This window comes from Cellulomonas telluris (assembly GCF_004886325.1).
GTDB classification, from domain to species: Bacteria; Actinomycetota; Actinomycetes; order Actinomycetales; family Cellulomonadaceae; genus Cellulomonas; species Cellulomonas telluris.
Window position 1 is genome coordinate 829,136 of sequence record NZ_QXFN01000001.1, and the last position, 14,843, is coordinate 843,978.

The following is a 14,843-nucleotide window of genomic DNA, read 5'->3' on the forward strand; positions in this document are numbered from 1 at the left end:
GCTCGGTCAGGGCACCGGGACCGCGGCGAACACGGCGTCGACGATCGACTCCGGGCTCACGTCGTCGGCCAGCGCGTCGAACGTGCGGACCACGCGGTGGCGGAGCACGGCGTGCCGCAGGGCGCGGACGTCGTCCGGCGTGACGTGGGACCGGCCGTCCCGCAGCGCGACGGCCTGCGCCACGCGCATGAGCGAGATCGACCCGCGCGGGCTCGCGCCCATCCGCACGAGGCGGTCGTGGCCCGGCACCTGCACCGGGCCGCGGCCCCGGGTGGTGGCGACGAGGTCGACGACGTACCGGCGGATCGAGGCGTCGACGTACACCTGGTCGACCGCGTCCTGCAGCCAGCGCACCTCGTCGAGGGACAGGCGCGGCGCGTCGAGCGGGCGTGCCATGCGGCCGTCCGAGATGCGGTCGAGGATCTCGACCTCCTCCGCCGGGTCCGGGTAGTCGAGCACCTCCTTGAGCAGGAACCGGTCCATCTGCGCCTCGGGGAGGACGTGCGTGCCCTCCTCCTCGATGGGGTTCTGCGTCGCGAGCACCATGAACGGCTGCGGCAGCCGGTGCACCTCGCCGGCGATGGTCGTCTGCTTCTCCTGCATCGCCTCGAGCATCGCCGACTGCGTCTTCGCGCTGGACCGGTTGATCTCGTCGAGCAGGACGACGTTCGCGTGCACCGGCCCGAGCTGCGTCGTGAACTGCCCGGTCCCGTAGTGGAAGACCTGCGTGCCCACGATGTCCGACGGCATGAGGTCCGGCGTGCACTGGATGCGGTGGAACGAGCCCGACACGGCGTGCGCGAGCGTCTGCGCCGCCGTCGTCTTCGCCAGGCCCGGCACGGACTCGAGCAGGATGTGCCCGCCGCACATCAGCGCCACGACGAGCGACGTCCGCAACCCCTCCTGCCCGACGACGCGCTGGTCGAAGACGCGCTCGATGCGTTCGGTCAGCGCGACGGCGCGCTGCAGGTCACGGGAGCCGAGGGCGTCGCGGGGTGGCACGGGCGGCGAGGTTACCCGGAGGACGGCCACCAGAGCCGGACCGCTGCCCGGACGGCCGTGTCGGCGGGGGAGTGCGTCCCCCGGACGAGTGCCAACGTCCACGGACCGCCCAGCGCGGCCAGGTGGGTGGTCAGCTCGTCGGGGGTGCCGAAGGGGTCGCGGTCGCCGCTGACCGCGAGGACCGGCACGGCGACGTCCGGCAGGTGCGCGGTGCGCAGCTTCTCCGGCTGCCCCGGCGGGTGCAGCGGGTAGGACAGGAGCAGCAGCCCCGCCGCGGGCAGCCCCTCGGCGACGGCCACCGACGCCATCCGCCCACCGAACGAGCGCCCGCCGACGACAAGCCGGTCGGTCGCGACGCCGAGCTCGTCGGCGAACGCCTCCGCCTCGTCCCGCACGCGCTGCACGGCGGCCTTCCCGCGCGGCAGGTCGACCCGCCGGACGGCCACGTGGGGCGACAGGGCCCGGTCCAGCGCGACGAGCGTGGTGTGGTCGCGGGTCGCGCTCGCGCCCGGTGCGAGGAGCACGCCGGCGACGTCGGCGGGCGCGTCGCCGTGGTGGACGACGCGGACGTCGGGCTCGGCTGGCATGCACCGACCCTCCCACGGCCGGCGATGCGCCGATGGGGCGAAACCGGGCAGGTCGGACGGCCGCGCGGGCCCGGTGCGCGACCTGCGCCGCTACGCTGCCGACCGCGTGCGGGCAGCACGGGGACGACGGACGGGGAGGACGATGCCGCGCTTCAGGGTGGACCCGGAGGGCCTCATGCGGTCGGTCGAGACGCGGCGTGCGGCGAGCGCCGGCATCGAGGCCGAGCTGGACCGGCTCGACGTGCAGGTTCGCCGCGTCGTCCTGGGCCTGGTCGGGGGCGTCGCCGGCTTCGTCGCGACCGTCCTGACCGGCCTCACGGGCGTCGGCCTCCCGGTCGCCGTCGCGACCCTCATCGGCACGGTCGCGAGCCTGCTCATGGCCCTCGGGGCCGCGATCCAGCTCGCCCTGACGACCGGCCAGGTGCAGGGCAACCTCCTCGACTCCGCCCGGTCCGGCTTCAGCCACACCTGGGCGAACCACGCGCAGTTCGCGACGGTGCGCTGATGGCGCGTCCGGTGAAGGTGGTCGTCGGCGTGCTCGCGACCCTCCTCGCCCTGGTCGTCGCGGGCGTGGTCCTCGCGGTGGCCGTGCTGCCGGGCCTGCTGGCCGCGGACGAGCCGCCGCCCGTGCGCCCGGTCGTCGAGGCGTACCTCGAGGCGGTCGCGGCCGGGGACGCCGAGGCGGCGCTCGCGCTGTCGCAGCCCGACGCGAGCGGGCTCGACGGCGCCTCCACCGCGCTGCTGCGCGACGACGTGCTGGGCGGGGCGCGGGAGCGCCTCACCGGCGCGCGCGTCACCGGGGAGGAGGTCGTGGGCACGTCGGCGACGGTCACGGTCGCGTACACGCTGGCCGGCGCGCCGCAGGAGGCCGAGTTGCGGCTGCGCGTCGACGAGGACGCGCAGGAGTGGCGGGTCCTGCTGGGGCTGCTCGGTACCGTCCGCGTCGAGGGGCTGAGCGGCGACGCGGTGCCCGTCGAGGTGGCGGGCGTGGTGCCCGACCCCGACGCGGACTGCATCGGGCAGTGCGCGGGCACGCCCGCGTACACGCTCTTCACCGCGGTGTACGACGTGCGGGCCGACCTGTCCGGGTTCGAGCTGCACCCGCACAACGAGACGCCCGCCGAGCAGGCGGTCACGGTGCTGCCGGGCACGGCCGAGCGGGTGCGGTACCTGGCTGTGCCCGTCGGGGACGAGTGGCCGGTGGTGAACGGGACCGACACCGACCCGAGCCCCGAGGGCGCCGAGGGCTGAGCGTCGTGCCGCCGCCACGTGTTACCCGTGGGTACGGTGGCCAGGTGAGCACGGAGCACGGGCCGGGGGCCGCGCGCGGACGCGTCGTCATGCAGGTGCGCTGGTCCGACGTCGACCTGTTCGGGCACGTCAACAACGCCGCCTTCCTGCGGTACCTGGACGACGCGCGGTTCACGCTGTTCCCGCGGATGGGCGTCGACGAGGCCGGGGCGATGACCGCGTCGCTGCTGGTCGTCGTCAAGCACGAGATCGACTACGTCGCGCCGATCCGCTTCCGGCTCGCGCCCGTCGTCGTCGAGGTGTGGGTGCCGCGGCTGGGGCGCTCGTCGGTCGACTTCGCCTACGAGGTGCTCGACGGCGACGGACCCGGGGCGGGCGTCGCGCTGCGGGCACGGTCGCGGATGGTCCAGCTCGACCGTGCGACGCACAGCCCGCGTCCCTTCACCGACGAGGAGCGCGCGACGTTCGCCGCCTACCCCGGCCCGGAGCCCGTGCTGCGCGGCTGGTGACGCCGGGCGTGACGGACGCCGCACGTCCGGGCTTTGCCGCGGCCGCCCGGTGACGAGGACGATGACGGGCGTGACGACCGCGCGCCTGCACCTCGTGCTCATGCTGGCCCTGACCTTCACCACGGGGATCATCGACGCGGTCGGCTACCTCGGCCTCGACCGCGTCTTCACCGCCAACATGACGGGCAACGTCGTCATCCTCGGCATGGCGCTCGCGGGCGCCGACGACCTGCCGGTGGCCGGCCCGCTCGTCGCGCTGGCCGGCTTCATGCTCGGTGCCGCGATCGGGGGCCGCGTGCTGCGCCGTGCCGCGCAGGGCTGGACGCACCTGTCCACCACGACCTTCGGCACGACCGGCGTCCTGGCCGTGCTGCTCGGCGTCGCCTCGATCGTGGCGCACCCCGAGGAGGGCACGGTCTGGGGCCTCGCCGTCACGACGCTCCTCGCCGTCGCGATGGGGCTGCAGGCCGCCGCCGCGCGCCGGCTCGCGGTCAAGGACGTCACGACGGTCGTCGTCACCTCGACCCTCACCGGCCTGGCCGCCGACTCCCGGCTCGCGGGCGGCACGGGCGACAGCTGGGCGCGCCGCCTGCTCGCGGTCGTGCTCATCCTCGCCGGCGCGGGCGTCGGGGCCCTGCTGCTGCGGGTGGGCGAGGCCGGCGTCGGGGTCGGGATGATCGTCGCGGGTGCGCTCGCGCTCGTCGTCGCCGTCATCGGCCACGCCCGCCGGGAGCGCGAGGCGGCGGCGACCGTCTGACGACCCGGCCGCCGCGGGACCGCCCGGGGTCAGGCCCCGGCGTCCAGGCGGGCGGCGACGTCCGCCGGGAAGCCGCCGGTCGCGACCGGGCTCCAGCGCTCCGGGGTGATCCGGACCAGGCTCTTGCCCTGCAGGCGCATCGCCGCGCGGTACTCGTCCCAGTCGGGGTGCTCGCCGGCGATGCAGCGGTAGTAGTCGACCAGCGCGTCCTCGGCCTCGGGCATGTGCAGGACCTCGGCCGTGCCGTCGACCTGCACCCAGGCGCCGTTCCAGTCGTCGGACAGCACGCACACCGAGACGCGGGCGTCGCGCTCGGCGTTGCGGGTCTTGGCGCGGCCCGGGTACGTGGAGATGACGATGCGGCCCTGCTCGTCGACGCCGCCGCTCACGGGCGAGACCTGCGGGCGCCCGTCGGCGCGGGCGGTGACGAGGAGCATGTGGTGGCGCGGGCGCACGAAGTCCAGCAGGCCGGGCAGGTCGACGGTCGTGGCGGTGGCGATCGAACGGGGCATGGCACCGACGCTACGCGCCGTCCCGGCGGGTCGTATCCGCCTGCGGCGAACACGGGACGTCCGGTGGGTACCCCGCCGTTAGCATCGAAACACGCCGTCTCGTCGGCACCGTGCGCACCCCCTGACGCGCGGTCCTGGCGGGGCACGCCGCTCGTGAGGAGTGCACATGTTCGAGAGATTCACCGACCGAGCCCGCCGCGTGGTCGTCCTCGCCCAGGAAGAGGCGCGGATGCTCAACCACAACTACATCGGCACCGAGCACATCCTCCTGGGTCTCATCCACGAGGGTGAGGGCGTCGCGGCCAAGGCCCTGGAGTCGCTCGGCATCTCGCTCGAGGCGGTCCGCGCGCAGGTCCAGGAGATCATCGGCGAGGGCCAGCAGGCGCCGTCGGGGCACATCCCCTTCACGCCGCGCGCGAAGAAGGTCCTGGAGCTGTCGCTGCGCGAGGCGCTGCAGCTCGGTCACAACTACATCGGCACCGAGCACATCCTGCTCGGCCTCATCCGTGAGGGCGAGGGCGTCGCCGCCCAGGTCCTCAACAAGCTCGGCGCGGACCTCAACCGGGTCCGCCAGCAGGTCATCCAGCTCGTCTCCGGCTACCAGGGCAAGGAGCCGGTCGCCTCGGGCGGCCCGGCCGAGGGCCAGCCGTCCGGCTCGGCCGTGCTCGACCAGTTCGGGCGCAACCTCACGCAGGCCGCGCGCGACGGCAAGCTCGACCCGGTCATCGGGCGCGAGAAGGAGATCGAGCGGGTCATGCAGGTGCTGTCCCGCCGCACCAAGAACAACCCGGTCCTCATCGGCGAGCCCGGCGTCGGCAAGACCGCCGTCGTCGAGGGCCTCGCGCAGGACATCGTCCGCGGCGACGTGCCGGAGACGCTCAAGGACAAGCAGCTCTACACGCTGGACCTGGGCGCCCTGGTCGCGGGCAGCCGCTACCGCGGTGACTTCGAGGAGCGCCTGAAGAAGGTGCTCAAGGAGATCCGCACGCGCGGCGACATCATCCTGTTCATCGACGAGATCCACACGCTCGTCGGTGCCGGTGCCGCCGAGGGCGCGATCGACGCCGCGTCGATCCTCAAGCCCATGCTGGCCCGCGGCGAGCTGCAGACCATCGGCGCCACGACGCTCGACGAGTACCGCAAGTACGTCGAGAAGGACCCGGCCCTGGAGCGCCGCTTCCAGCCGATCCAGGTCTCGGAGCCGAACCTCCAGCACGCCATCGAGATCCTCAAGGGCCTGCGCGACCGGTACGAGGCGCACCACCGCGTGTCCATCACGGACGCCGCGCTGGTCGCGGCCGCGACGCTGGCCGACCGGTACGTCAACGACCGGTACCTGCCGGACAAGGCGATCGACCTGGTCGACGAGGCCGGCGCACGCCTGCGCATCCGCCGCATGACCGCCCCGCCGGAGCTGCGCGAGCTCGACGAGCAGATCGCCGAGACGCGCCGCGACAAGGAGTCGGCGATCGACGAGCAGGACTTCGAGAAGGCCGCGCGCCTGCGCGACCAGGAGAAGCAGCTCGGGCTCAAGCGCACCGAGAAGGAGAAGGCCTGGAAGAACGGCGACCTGGACGCCGTCGCCGAGGTCGACGAGGAGCTCATCGCCGAGGTGCTGGCGAACGCGACGGGCATCCCGGTGTTCAAGCTCACCGAGGAGGAGTCGAGCCGCCTGCTCCACATGGAGGACAACCTGCACAAGCGGGTCGTCGGCCAGGACGCCGCCATCAAGGCGCTGTCGCAGGCCATCCGGCGCACGCGTGCGGGCCTCAAGGACCCGAAGCGTCCTGGCGGGTCGTTCATCTTCGCCGGCCCCACGGGTGTCGGGAAGACCGAGCTCGCCAAGGCGCTCGCCGAGTTCCTCTTCGGGGACGAGGACGCGCTGATCCAGCTCGACATGTCGGAGTTCTCGGAGAAGCACACCGTCTCGCGTCTGTTCGGCTCGCCCCCCGGGTACGTCGGGTACGACGAGGGCGGTCAGCTCACGGAGAAGGTGCGTCGCAAGCCGTTCTCGGTCGTCCTCTTCGACGAGGTCGAGAAGGCCCACGCGGACATCTTCAACTCGCTGCTGCAGATCCTCGAGGACGGTCGCCTGACCGACTCGCAGGGCCGGGTGGTCGACTTCAAGAACACCGTCATCATCATGACCACGAACCTCGGCACGCGGGACATCGCCAAGGGCGTCCAGACCGGCTTCCAGGCCGGCGGCGACCTGTCGACGTCGTACGAGCGCATGAAGGCGAAGGTCAACGACGAGCTCAAGACGCACTTCCGTCCGGAGTTCCTCAACCGCGTCGACGACGTGGTCGTCTTCCCGCAGCTCTCGCAGCCGGAGATCTTCCAGATCGTCGACCTGATGATCGCGAAGCTCGACAAGCGCCTGCGTGACAAGGACATGGGCATCGAGCTCACCGAGGCGGCCAAGCGCCTGCTCTCGGAGAAGGGCTACGACCCGGTCCTCGGTGCGCGGCCGCTGCGCCGGGCGATCCAGCGGGAGATCGAGGACGTCCTGTCGGAGAAGATCCTGTTCGGCGAGCTCAAGTCGGGCGAGCAGGTGATCGTCGACGCCGAGGGCGAGGGCCTGCTCGGGGAGTTCCACTTCCAGGGCGTGCCGCGCGGTGAGCGCAGCAAGGAGCCCGTGGCCGTCGGTGCCACCGTCGGCACGCCGGGCTCCGGCGAGAACGTGCCGGCCGCCCCGCCCGCGGCCAGCCGCGGTGACGGCGGGACGGGGCTCTCCCCGCTCTGACCGGTGACGTACGAGGCCCCGGCCCCCCGTGAGGGGGTCGGGGCCTCGTCGTGTGCGGGCAGGTCCGCGCGCAGGATGCGATGCTGGCCGCGGACCGGACCGGGCGGGACTGGACCGGGACGGGCCGACGGACGGAGGACGCATGGCGGAGACGGACCTCGTCGAGCTCGTGGACGAGCACGGGACGGCGACGGGTCGGACGCAGGTGGGCGCGGCGCACGCGGCGCCCGGCCTGCTGCACCGCGCGTTCTCCGTGGTGGTGGTGGACGACGCCGGCCGGATGCTGCTGCAGCAGCGCGCCGACGCGAAGCTGCGCTTCCCGGGCCTGTGGACCAACGCGTGCTGCGGCCACCCGGCACCGGGCGCCGACCTCGCGGCGAGCGCGGCGCGCCGGGTGCGCGAGGAGCTCGGCGTGGACCTCGTCGACGCGCGCGAGGTCGGGACGTTCCGCTACCGCGCGCTCGACGCCGGCTCCGGGCACGTCGAGACGGAGTACGACCACGTCGTCGTCGGTCGCCTCGCCGGCGACGTGCTGCCCGACCCCGACGAGGTGGGCGACACGCGGTGGGTGACGGCGGAGGAGGCGCACGCGCTGGTCGACGCGGGCGTCACGACGCCGTGGTTCGTCGACGTCCTGGGCATCGTGGCCCCGCGCACGACGGCGGACGCGACCGGCCGGGCCTGACCCGGCGGTGCACGGCACCGGCCCAGAGGCCGGACCGGGCGGGCTCACTCCCCGCCCGCCCGCATCGCGGACGCCCGGCCCGGCCGACCTCCTCGTCGTGCGGCTCGACGGCCCGCAGAGCCGTCGAGCGAGCAGGTCGCCGACGGGCTGGTCCGAGGGCTGGACACGGGGGCGCGTCACGGACGGGCGGGACGGGTGCGTGGTCGCCGGAGCGTGCCGACCGACCGGCGTCGGGTGACCGGGGTCCTGGCACGCGACCACCGGTATGCGGGCGGGCAGCCGCGATGACCCGACGGCCACCACCCGCACGGCGGGAGCCCGGCTCCACGTCACCTCCTCGGTACTCTCCCTCGTCGTGACCGAGCCCGAGGCGGGGACCAGCGCCGACCTCGTCCGCGCCCTCCTGCGCGAGCAGCACCCGGACCTGGCCGGGCTGTCGCTGCGGGAGGTCGCCGGCGGCTGGGGCAACCAGATGTGGCGGCTCGGGGACGACCTCGCCGTCCGGCTGCAGCGGATGGACACCTCCCCGGATTTCCAGCTGAAGGAGCGCCGCTGGCTGCCGGTGCTGGCCCCGCGCCTGCCGCTCGCGGTCCCGACCCCGGTGCGGGACGGGGTGCCGTCCGCGCTGTTCCCGAAGATCTGGACCGTCATGACCTGGGTCGACGGCACGCCGCTGGACCACGGGGCGATCACGCGCGGCGACGACGCTGCCGACGCGCTGGCGGCCTTCCTCGCGGCGCTCCACGCGCCGGCGCCCGCCGACGCCCCGGAGGGTGTGGGCTTCGGCGCCCACCCGCGTGACTGCACGGACGGCTTCGAGCACTTCCTGCGGGCCGTGGACCTCGGGGACGTGGCGGAGGGCGACGTCCGGGCGGTGTGGGACGACGCGGTCGCGGCACCGGCCTGGGAGGGGCTGCGCGTGTGGGTGCACGGCGACCTGCACCCCGCGAACGTCGTCGTCGCGGACGGCACGCTGACGGGTGTCGTCGACTTCGGCGCGCTCTGCGCCGGCGACCCCGCGTGGGACCTCGCGGCCGCCTGGCTGCTGCTCCCGCCGGGCGGTGCCGACCGGTGCTTCCGGGGCTACGCGCGTGCGGACGGGGCGACGGTCCGGCGCGCACGCGGGCTGGCGGTGATGAAGAGCCTGTTCCTGGTGCTCATGGGCCAGAACGGCGACCGCGGCCTGCCCGGCGGCAAGAGCGGGTGGGGGCCGGTCGGGCGGGCTGCCCTCGAGCGGGCGCTCGTGGGCGCCTGACCTCCGGCGGCGCACCCTCGTCCGTACGGTGAGCGTTTTCCGCGAGGTCTCGACGCGCGGTGCCGCCCCGGGGTATGAATGTCGGGACCACCCGCTTCCTCCGGATCGGTGCGCGCCACGCGGTGCGCCTTGAATCGATTCAGGGGACAGGGTGCGTCGAACCGCCCCCACGTTTCAACGACGAGACGACAGGTGACCATGTCCCGACCCGCACGGGCCCACGACCGGACCCGCCGCCCCCGTACCCGACCGCCCGCCGTCGCCGCCGGTGCCGCCACCGCGCTGGCCCTGCTGCTCGCCGGCGCCGTGCCGGCGCACGCCGCCACGGCGGACCCCGCCCCGCAGCCCACCACCGCCCCCGCCGACGAGCCCGTCGGCTCCCTGCCCGCACCGCAGTCCGTCCGCATGGCGCACGTCGTGCCGGGCGCCGTGACCCTGCGCTGGGACGAGGTCCCCGGCGCCACCGGCTACGTCGTGACGCGCGCCGACGCCCTCGACGGCACGTACGCCGAGATCGCCCGCACCGGGCAGCGCGAGGTCCACACGACCGACGCCGTCGACACCGCCCGGACGCACTGGTACCGGGTCCGGGCGATCGGCGCCGACGGCCTCTCCGCGCCGTCGGCGGCCGCCGTGAGCAGCCTCGCGGGGGAGGGCACCGAGCCCACGTTCCCCGAGAGCGGCGTGCTGACGATCGACCTCGGCCCGGGCGCCCTGGCCCCCGGGGCGGTCCGCGTCGACGCCACCACGGCGTACTCGCAGGACCAGCGCATCGGCTTCGTCGACCCGTCGCAGGTGACCGGCACGGATCGCGGGGGAGACGACGCCGTGCGGTCCGACTTCGTCACCGTCGGCGACACCGAGCTCGTCGTCGACCTGCCGGACGGCGACTACACGGTGGGCCTCGTCGCCGGGGACGCGCAGGAGCCGACGGACGTCGCGATCACGGTCGAGCGCATGGCGAAGGTCCAGCAGACCGCGAAGCCCGCGGGCCAGTACCTCGAGATGCAGTTCGACGTCGCGCTCGTCGACGGCCAGCTCAACCTCGAGCTCGCCGGCACGGCGGCCAAGCTCAACCAGCTCGTGATCACCCGGCAGGCCGAGCGCACGCCGGGCAGCGAGCCGACGCTCTGGGTGACCGGTGACTCGACCGTCCAGACGTACACGGCCGACTACGCGCCGCAGGCCGGCTGGGGCCAGATGATCGACCGGTACCTGTCGGACGACGTGACGGTCCAGAACAAGGCGATCGGCGGCCGGTCGGCGAAGAACTTCATCAGCCAGGGCCGCCTCGACGAGGTGCTGCGCCAGGTCCGGCCGGGCGACTACGTCGTCGCGCAGTTCGGGCACAACGACAACTCCTACGGCGTGGACGACCGGTGGGCAGCACCCGCCGACTACCGCAACTACCTGCGGACCTTCGTCGACGGCGCCCGCCAGCGCGGCGCCACGCCGATCCTCGTGACGCCCGTGTCCCGCCGGGCGTTCGACGCCGAGACGGGCCGGTTCCACGTGTCCTTCCCCGACTACGTCGAGGCGGCCGCCGGGCTCGCGGCGGAGACCGGCACCCCGCTGGTCGACCTGTCCGCGTCGAGCCGGGCGTACCTGGACGAGATCGGGCCGGAGGCGGCCAAGAGCGTGTTCCTGCACGTGCCCGCCGGGGTGTACCCGAACCGGCCGTCGGGCACGGTCGACGACACCCACTTCCAGGAGTACGGCGCGATCCAGATGGCGCGGCTCGTCGCAGCCGACCTGGCCATGCTCGACCTCCCGCTCGCGGACGAGGTCGAGGCGGCCGAGCCGCCGGCCGCCGTGCCCGCCGCGCCCACGGGCGTCGTCGCGGGGAGCGTGTCGAGCTCCGGCGTGCAGCTGACGTGGGCGCCGGTCGAGGGCGCGGACGTCTACAAGGTCTTCCGCAAGGCCGCCGACGCCGGTGACGACGCCTGGACGCTCGCGGCGACGTCGACGCTGCCCCAGGCCGCCGTCACGGGCCTGGCGGAGGGCGGGTCGTACGACCTGCGCGTCGTGGCCTCCAACGGCCGCGGCGACTCGGCGCCCTCGCAGCCCGTACGGGTCACGACGCGGGACGCGCTGTTCCGCTTCGACGTGCAGATCGCCGGTGCCCCCGTCATGCCGGGCTACACCGAGGTGAACGAGCGGTCGGTCTACACCCCGGAGACCGGCTGGGGCTGGCTCGACCCGACCGGCATGGCCGGGCGCGACCGCGGCGTGGCCTTCACGCCGCCGCCGAACGACCTGCAGCGCGACTTCCTGCTGCCCGGCCCGCAGCACACGTTCGTCGTCGACCTGCCCCGCGGCACGTACGCGGTGAAGACGCACAACGGCGACTGGATCGGCACGAGCCGCTCGAACGTCCAGCTCGAGGGCCGGGACTTCGGGGCGTCGAACGCCGGGCGCGGCGCCGTCTCGGAGAAGGTCAGCCAGCCGGTCGCCGTGACCGACGGGCAGCTCACGCTCGTCATGACCGGCTCGTCCTCGCGCCTCAACGGCGTCGAGGTGACGCCGCTGCTGCTCGCGCCGTCCACGCTCGCGGGCGACGTGCGCGTCGAGGGGGCCGCGGTCGCGGTCGACCTGACCTGGACGGGCACCGACGACGCCGACGGCTACCGGGTGTACCGGCAGGCGACGGGCGAGAAGGAGCCGCGGGCGGTCGGTGACGTCACGACCGCGGCGTTCACGGACACCACGGCCGACCTCGGCGTGGCGTACCGGTACTACGTCGTCGCGCTCGACCCCACGGGCCTGGAGTCGGTCCCGACCGACGTCCTCGCCGTGACGACGGTGGACGAGGACGTCCCGGTGACGGACGCGCCCACGGGTGTGCACGTCGCCGCGACGGACAAGAACCTCGTGCGCCTCGCGTGGGAGCCGGTCGAGGGTGCGCTGTTCTACCACGTGTACCGCAGCGAGACGCTGGGCGGCCCGTACGCGCTCGTCGGCCGCGCCACGGAGGCCGGGTACGACGACACGGACGTCCTCACCACCGTGCCGTACCACTACCAGGTGGCCGCGGTGAACGCGGGTGGGGAGTCCGCGCGGGCGGCGACCGTGTCCTCGGAGGCGGTCACGACGCTCGTGCGGCAGTCCGAGCGGCTCGACCGCGCGCCGGTCGCCGTCGCCACCGACGAGGGCGTCTACGTCGGCTGGCGCCTGCTGGGCCTGGACCCGCAGGACCTGCCGTTCCACGTCTACCGGGACGGCACGCGCATCACGCGCGAGCCCGTCACCGGCAGCACCAACGTGCTCGACGCCGACGGCACGGCCGACGCGACCTACCGGGTCAGCACGGTCGTCGACGGCATCGAGCGCTGGGCCACGGCCGAGTTCGGCGTGTGGGACCAGCAGCACCTCGACGTGCCGCTCGACAAGCCCGCCGACGCGTACACGAAGGACGGCCAGCCGTACTCCTACAAGGCCGGGGACGCGAGCATCGGCGACCTCGACGGCGACGGCCAGTACGAGGTCGTGCTCAAGTGGGACCCGACGAACGCGCAGGACAACTCCCGCGCGGGCTACACGGGCACCGTGTACGTCGACGCGTACCGGCTCGACGGCACGCGTCTGTGGCGCGTGGACCTGGGCCCGAACATCCGCGCCGGCGCCCACTACACGCAGGTGCAGGTGTACGACCTCGACGGCGACGGCCGCGCCGAGGTGGTCATGAAGACCGCCGACGGCACGGTCGACGGGGCCGGCACGGTGATCGGCGACCCGCGGGCGGACCACCGGAACTCCAGCGGGTACGTGCTCACCGGGCCGGAGTTCCTCACCGTGTTCGACGGGGCCACCGGCGCCGCGCTCGACACCGTCGACTACACGCCGCCGCGCGGTGACGTGGGTGCGTGGGGCGACGCGTACGGCAACCGGGTGGACCGGTTCCTCGCCGGGGTCGCGTACCTCGACGGGGAGCGTCCGTCGGTGGTGTTCAGCCGCGGCTACTACACGCGCACGGTGATCGCCGCCTACGACTGGGACGGCGCCTCGCTGACGCAGCGGTGGGTCTTCGACTCCGACGTCGTCGGGGACGAGTACGCCGGCCAGGGCAACCACAACCTGTCCGTGGCGGACGTCGACGGCGACCAGAAGGACGAGATCGTCTTCGGGTCCATGACGGTCGACGACGACGGCGAGCCGCTGTACACCACCGGGCTCGGCCACGGGGACGCCATGCACGTCTCCGACTTCGACCCGTCGCGTCCGGGGCTCGAGGTGTTCGCGGCCCACGAGTCGATGGGGTCCTCCGGCAACCGGGGCGCCACGTACCGCGACGCCGCGACCGGTGAGGTGCTGTGGTCGATCCCGGCCACGGTCGACACGGGCCGGGCCGCCATGGGCGACATCGACCCGCGCCACGACGGCGCCGAGGGCTGGGCCATCGGCACCAACCAGTGGAACGCCCGCACCGGCCAGCTCCGGTCCGCGTCGGGGGAGCTGATCTCCGAGCGCATCCCCGCGGCGAACTTCCTCACCTGGTGGGACGGCGACCTGCTGCGCGAGATCCTCGACCACGACTGGACCGAGGAGACCCGCGAGGGCGTCCCGACCATCTCGAAGTGGGACTGGGAGGAGGAGACCGAGGTCGAGGTCTACCGGGCGTCGGGGACGCTGAGCGTGAACGACACCAAGGGCAACCCCACGCTCCAGGCCGACCTGCTCGGCGACTGGCGGGAGGAGGTCGTGACGCGGCTCGAGGACTCCTCGGCGCTGCGGATCGCCACGACCGTCGACCTGACGGACCACCGGCTGCGCACGCTCACCTCCGACCCGGTGTACCGGCTCGGGGTCGCGTGGCAGAACACGTCGTACAACCAGCCGCCGCACACGTCGTACTTCCTCGGTGAGGGCATGGCGACGCCGCCGGCGCCCTCCATCGCCTACACGGGCGAGGACACCGGGCCGGGCGAGCGCGTGCCCGGGCCGGCGACGACGGTGCCCGGCAAGGCCGCCGTCTCGCACGACAACTGGGACGGCGACGGCGCCTACCGCGTCACGGTGAACCTGTGGTGGGGGCAGAACGCCCAGCGCGTCGAGCTGCTCGAGGACGGCGTGCCGGTCGGTGCGCGGGACCTCGTCGACGCGACGCCCGCCGCGCAGTCCGCCTCGTTCGACCTCGACGGCAGGAAGGACGGCCGGTACGTCTACACCGCCGTCCTGACGAACCAGCACGGGTCGACCACGACGGCGCCGGTGACGGTCGTCGTCGACCGGGCGCGGCCCGGGACGCCCGTGCTGTCGCACGACAACTGGGACGGCGACGGGCGGTACACGGTCACCATGAACATGTGGTGGGGCACCAACGCCACCACGTACCGGCTCTACGAGGACGGCGAGCTGGTGGACACCCAGGAGCTCACCGCGAACGGCCGGGAGGCACAGCGGGCGGCCACCCCGCTCACGGGGCGCGCGCCCGGGCGGTACGAGTACCGCGCGGAGCTCGAGAACGCCGCCGGCGTGACCGAGAGCCGCACGATCACGGTCACCGTCCGTCGGTGACCGTGGGCGGGTGGGCGCCGGCCGC

Annotated in this window: 11 protein-coding genes; 8 read left to right on the forward strand and 3 right to left on the reverse strand. The window is 73.9% G+C overall.

Going from position 1 to position 14,843, the window contains the following annotated elements; genetic code table 11:
* Nucleotides 1-6: 6 nt before the first annotated feature.
* Nucleotides 7-1,002, reverse strand: a complete 996-nt coding sequence (locus FB586_RS04010) for an AAA family ATPase (protein ID WP_246036409.1) — start codon at nt 1,000-1,002, stop codon at nt 7-9.
* 11 nt (nt 1,003-1,013) lie between these two features.
* Nucleotides 1,014-1,589 (reverse strand): alpha/beta hydrolase family protein, encoded by a 576-nt coding sequence (locus tag FB586_RS04015; RefSeq protein ID WP_136517991.1) that lies wholly within the window; start codon nt 1,587-1,589, stop codon nt 1,014-1,016.
* A gap of 142 nt (nt 1,590-1,731) precedes the next feature.
* Between FB586_RS04015 and FB586_RS04020 the strand changes: the two genes are divergently transcribed.
* From FB586_RS04020 to FB586_RS04035, 4 genes are all read left to right on the forward strand, one after another.
* Complete coding sequence (locus FB586_RS04020) at nt 1,732-2,094, forward strand: hypothetical protein (protein ID WP_136517992.1); 363 nt, start codon at nt 1,732-1,734, stop codon at nt 2,092-2,094.
* Nucleotides 2,094-2,840, forward strand: a complete 747-nt coding sequence (locus FB586_RS04025; protein ID WP_136517993.1) for a hypothetical protein — start codon at nt 2,094-2,096, stop codon at nt 2,838-2,840. Before FB586_RS04020 ends, FB586_RS04025 begins: the two co-directional genes overlap by 1 nt.
* Nucleotides 2,841-2,884: 44 nt before the next feature.
* Nucleotides 2,885-3,349 (forward strand): acyl-CoA thioesterase, encoded by a 465-nt coding sequence (locus FB586_RS04030; protein ID WP_246036411.1) that lies wholly within the window; start codon nt 2,885-2,887, stop codon nt 3,347-3,349.
* Between the two features lie 100 nt (nt 3,350-3,449).
* The gene (locus FB586_RS04035) at nt 3,450-4,106 is read left to right on the forward strand and encodes a YoaK family protein (RefSeq protein ID WP_246036497.1); all 657 of its coding nucleotides are present in this window, start codon (nt 3,450-3,452) and stop codon (nt 4,104-4,106) included.
* A gap of 29 nt (nt 4,107-4,135) precedes the next feature.
* On the opposite strand, the gene FB586_RS04040 is transcribed toward FB586_RS04035, so the two are convergent.
* Entirely contained in the window at nt 4,136-4,618 is a 483-nt protein-coding gene (locus FB586_RS04040) for a PPOX class F420-dependent oxidoreductase (protein ID WP_136517995.1), read from the reverse strand.
* 166 nt (nt 4,619-4,784) lie between these two features.
* On the opposite strand from FB586_RS04040, the gene FB586_RS04045 reads away from it, so the two are divergent.
* From FB586_RS04045 to FB586_RS20165, 4 genes are all read left to right on the forward strand, one after another.
* Entirely contained in the window at nt 4,785-7,364 is a 2,580-nt protein-coding gene (locus FB586_RS04045) for an ATP-dependent Clp protease ATP-binding subunit (protein WP_136517996.1), read from the forward strand.
* Nucleotides 7,365-7,506: 142 nt separating this feature from the next.
* Nucleotides 7,507-8,049 (forward strand): isopentenyl-diphosphate Delta-isomerase, encoded by a 543-nt coding sequence (gene idi / locus FB586_RS04050; protein WP_136517997.1) that lies wholly within the window; start codon nt 7,507-7,509, stop codon nt 8,047-8,049.
* Nucleotides 8,050-8,404: 355 nt separating this feature from the next.
* On the forward strand, nt 8,405-9,304 hold the full coding sequence (locus FB586_RS04055; protein ID WP_136517998.1) for a phosphotransferase: 900 nt from the start codon (nt 8,405-8,407) through the stop codon (nt 9,302-9,304).
* Between the two features lie 198 nt (nt 9,305-9,502).
* Nucleotides 9,503-14,818 carry a rhamnogalacturonan lyase family protein gene (locus FB586_RS20165; RefSeq protein WP_281276648.1) on the forward strand — a complete coding sequence of 1,772 codons (5,316 nt, stop codon included), beginning with the start codon at nt 9,503-9,505 and terminating at the stop codon, nt 14,816-14,818.
* The last annotated feature ends 25 nt before the right edge of the window (nt 14,819-14,843 follow it).

Excerpts from the sequence above, each read along its gene's own strand:
- FB586_RS04015 (WP_136517991.1), bottom strand. The coding sequence starts at position 1,589 with ATGCCAGCCGAGCCCGACGTCCGCGTCGTCCACCACGGCGACGCGCCC.
- FB586_RS04020 (WP_136517992.1), top strand. The coding sequence starts at position 1,732 with ATGCCGCGCTTCAGGGTGGACCCGGAGGGCCTCATGCGGTCGGTCGAG.
- FB586_RS04025 (WP_136517993.1), top strand. The coding sequence starts at position 2,094 with ATGGCGCGTCCGGTGAAGGTGGTCGTCGGCGTGCTCGCGACCCTCCTC.
- FB586_RS04035 (WP_246036497.1), top strand. The coding sequence starts at position 3,450 with ATGCTGGCCCTGACCTTCACCACGGGGATCATCGACGCGGTCGGCTAC.
- FB586_RS04040 (WP_136517995.1), bottom strand. The coding sequence starts at position 4,618 with ATGCCCCGTTCGATCGCCACCGCCACGACCGTCGACCTGCCCGGCCTG.
- FB586_RS04045 (WP_136517996.1), top strand. The coding sequence starts at position 4,785 with ATGTTCGAGAGATTCACCGACCGAGCCCGCCGCGTGGTCGTCCTCGCC.
- idi (WP_136517997.1), top strand. The coding sequence starts at position 7,507 with ATGGCGGAGACGGACCTCGTCGAGCTCGTGGACGAGCACGGGACGGCG.
- FB586_RS20165 (WP_281276648.1), top strand. The coding sequence starts at position 9,503 with ATGTCCCGACCCGCACGGGCCCACGACCGGACCCGCCGCCCCCGTACC.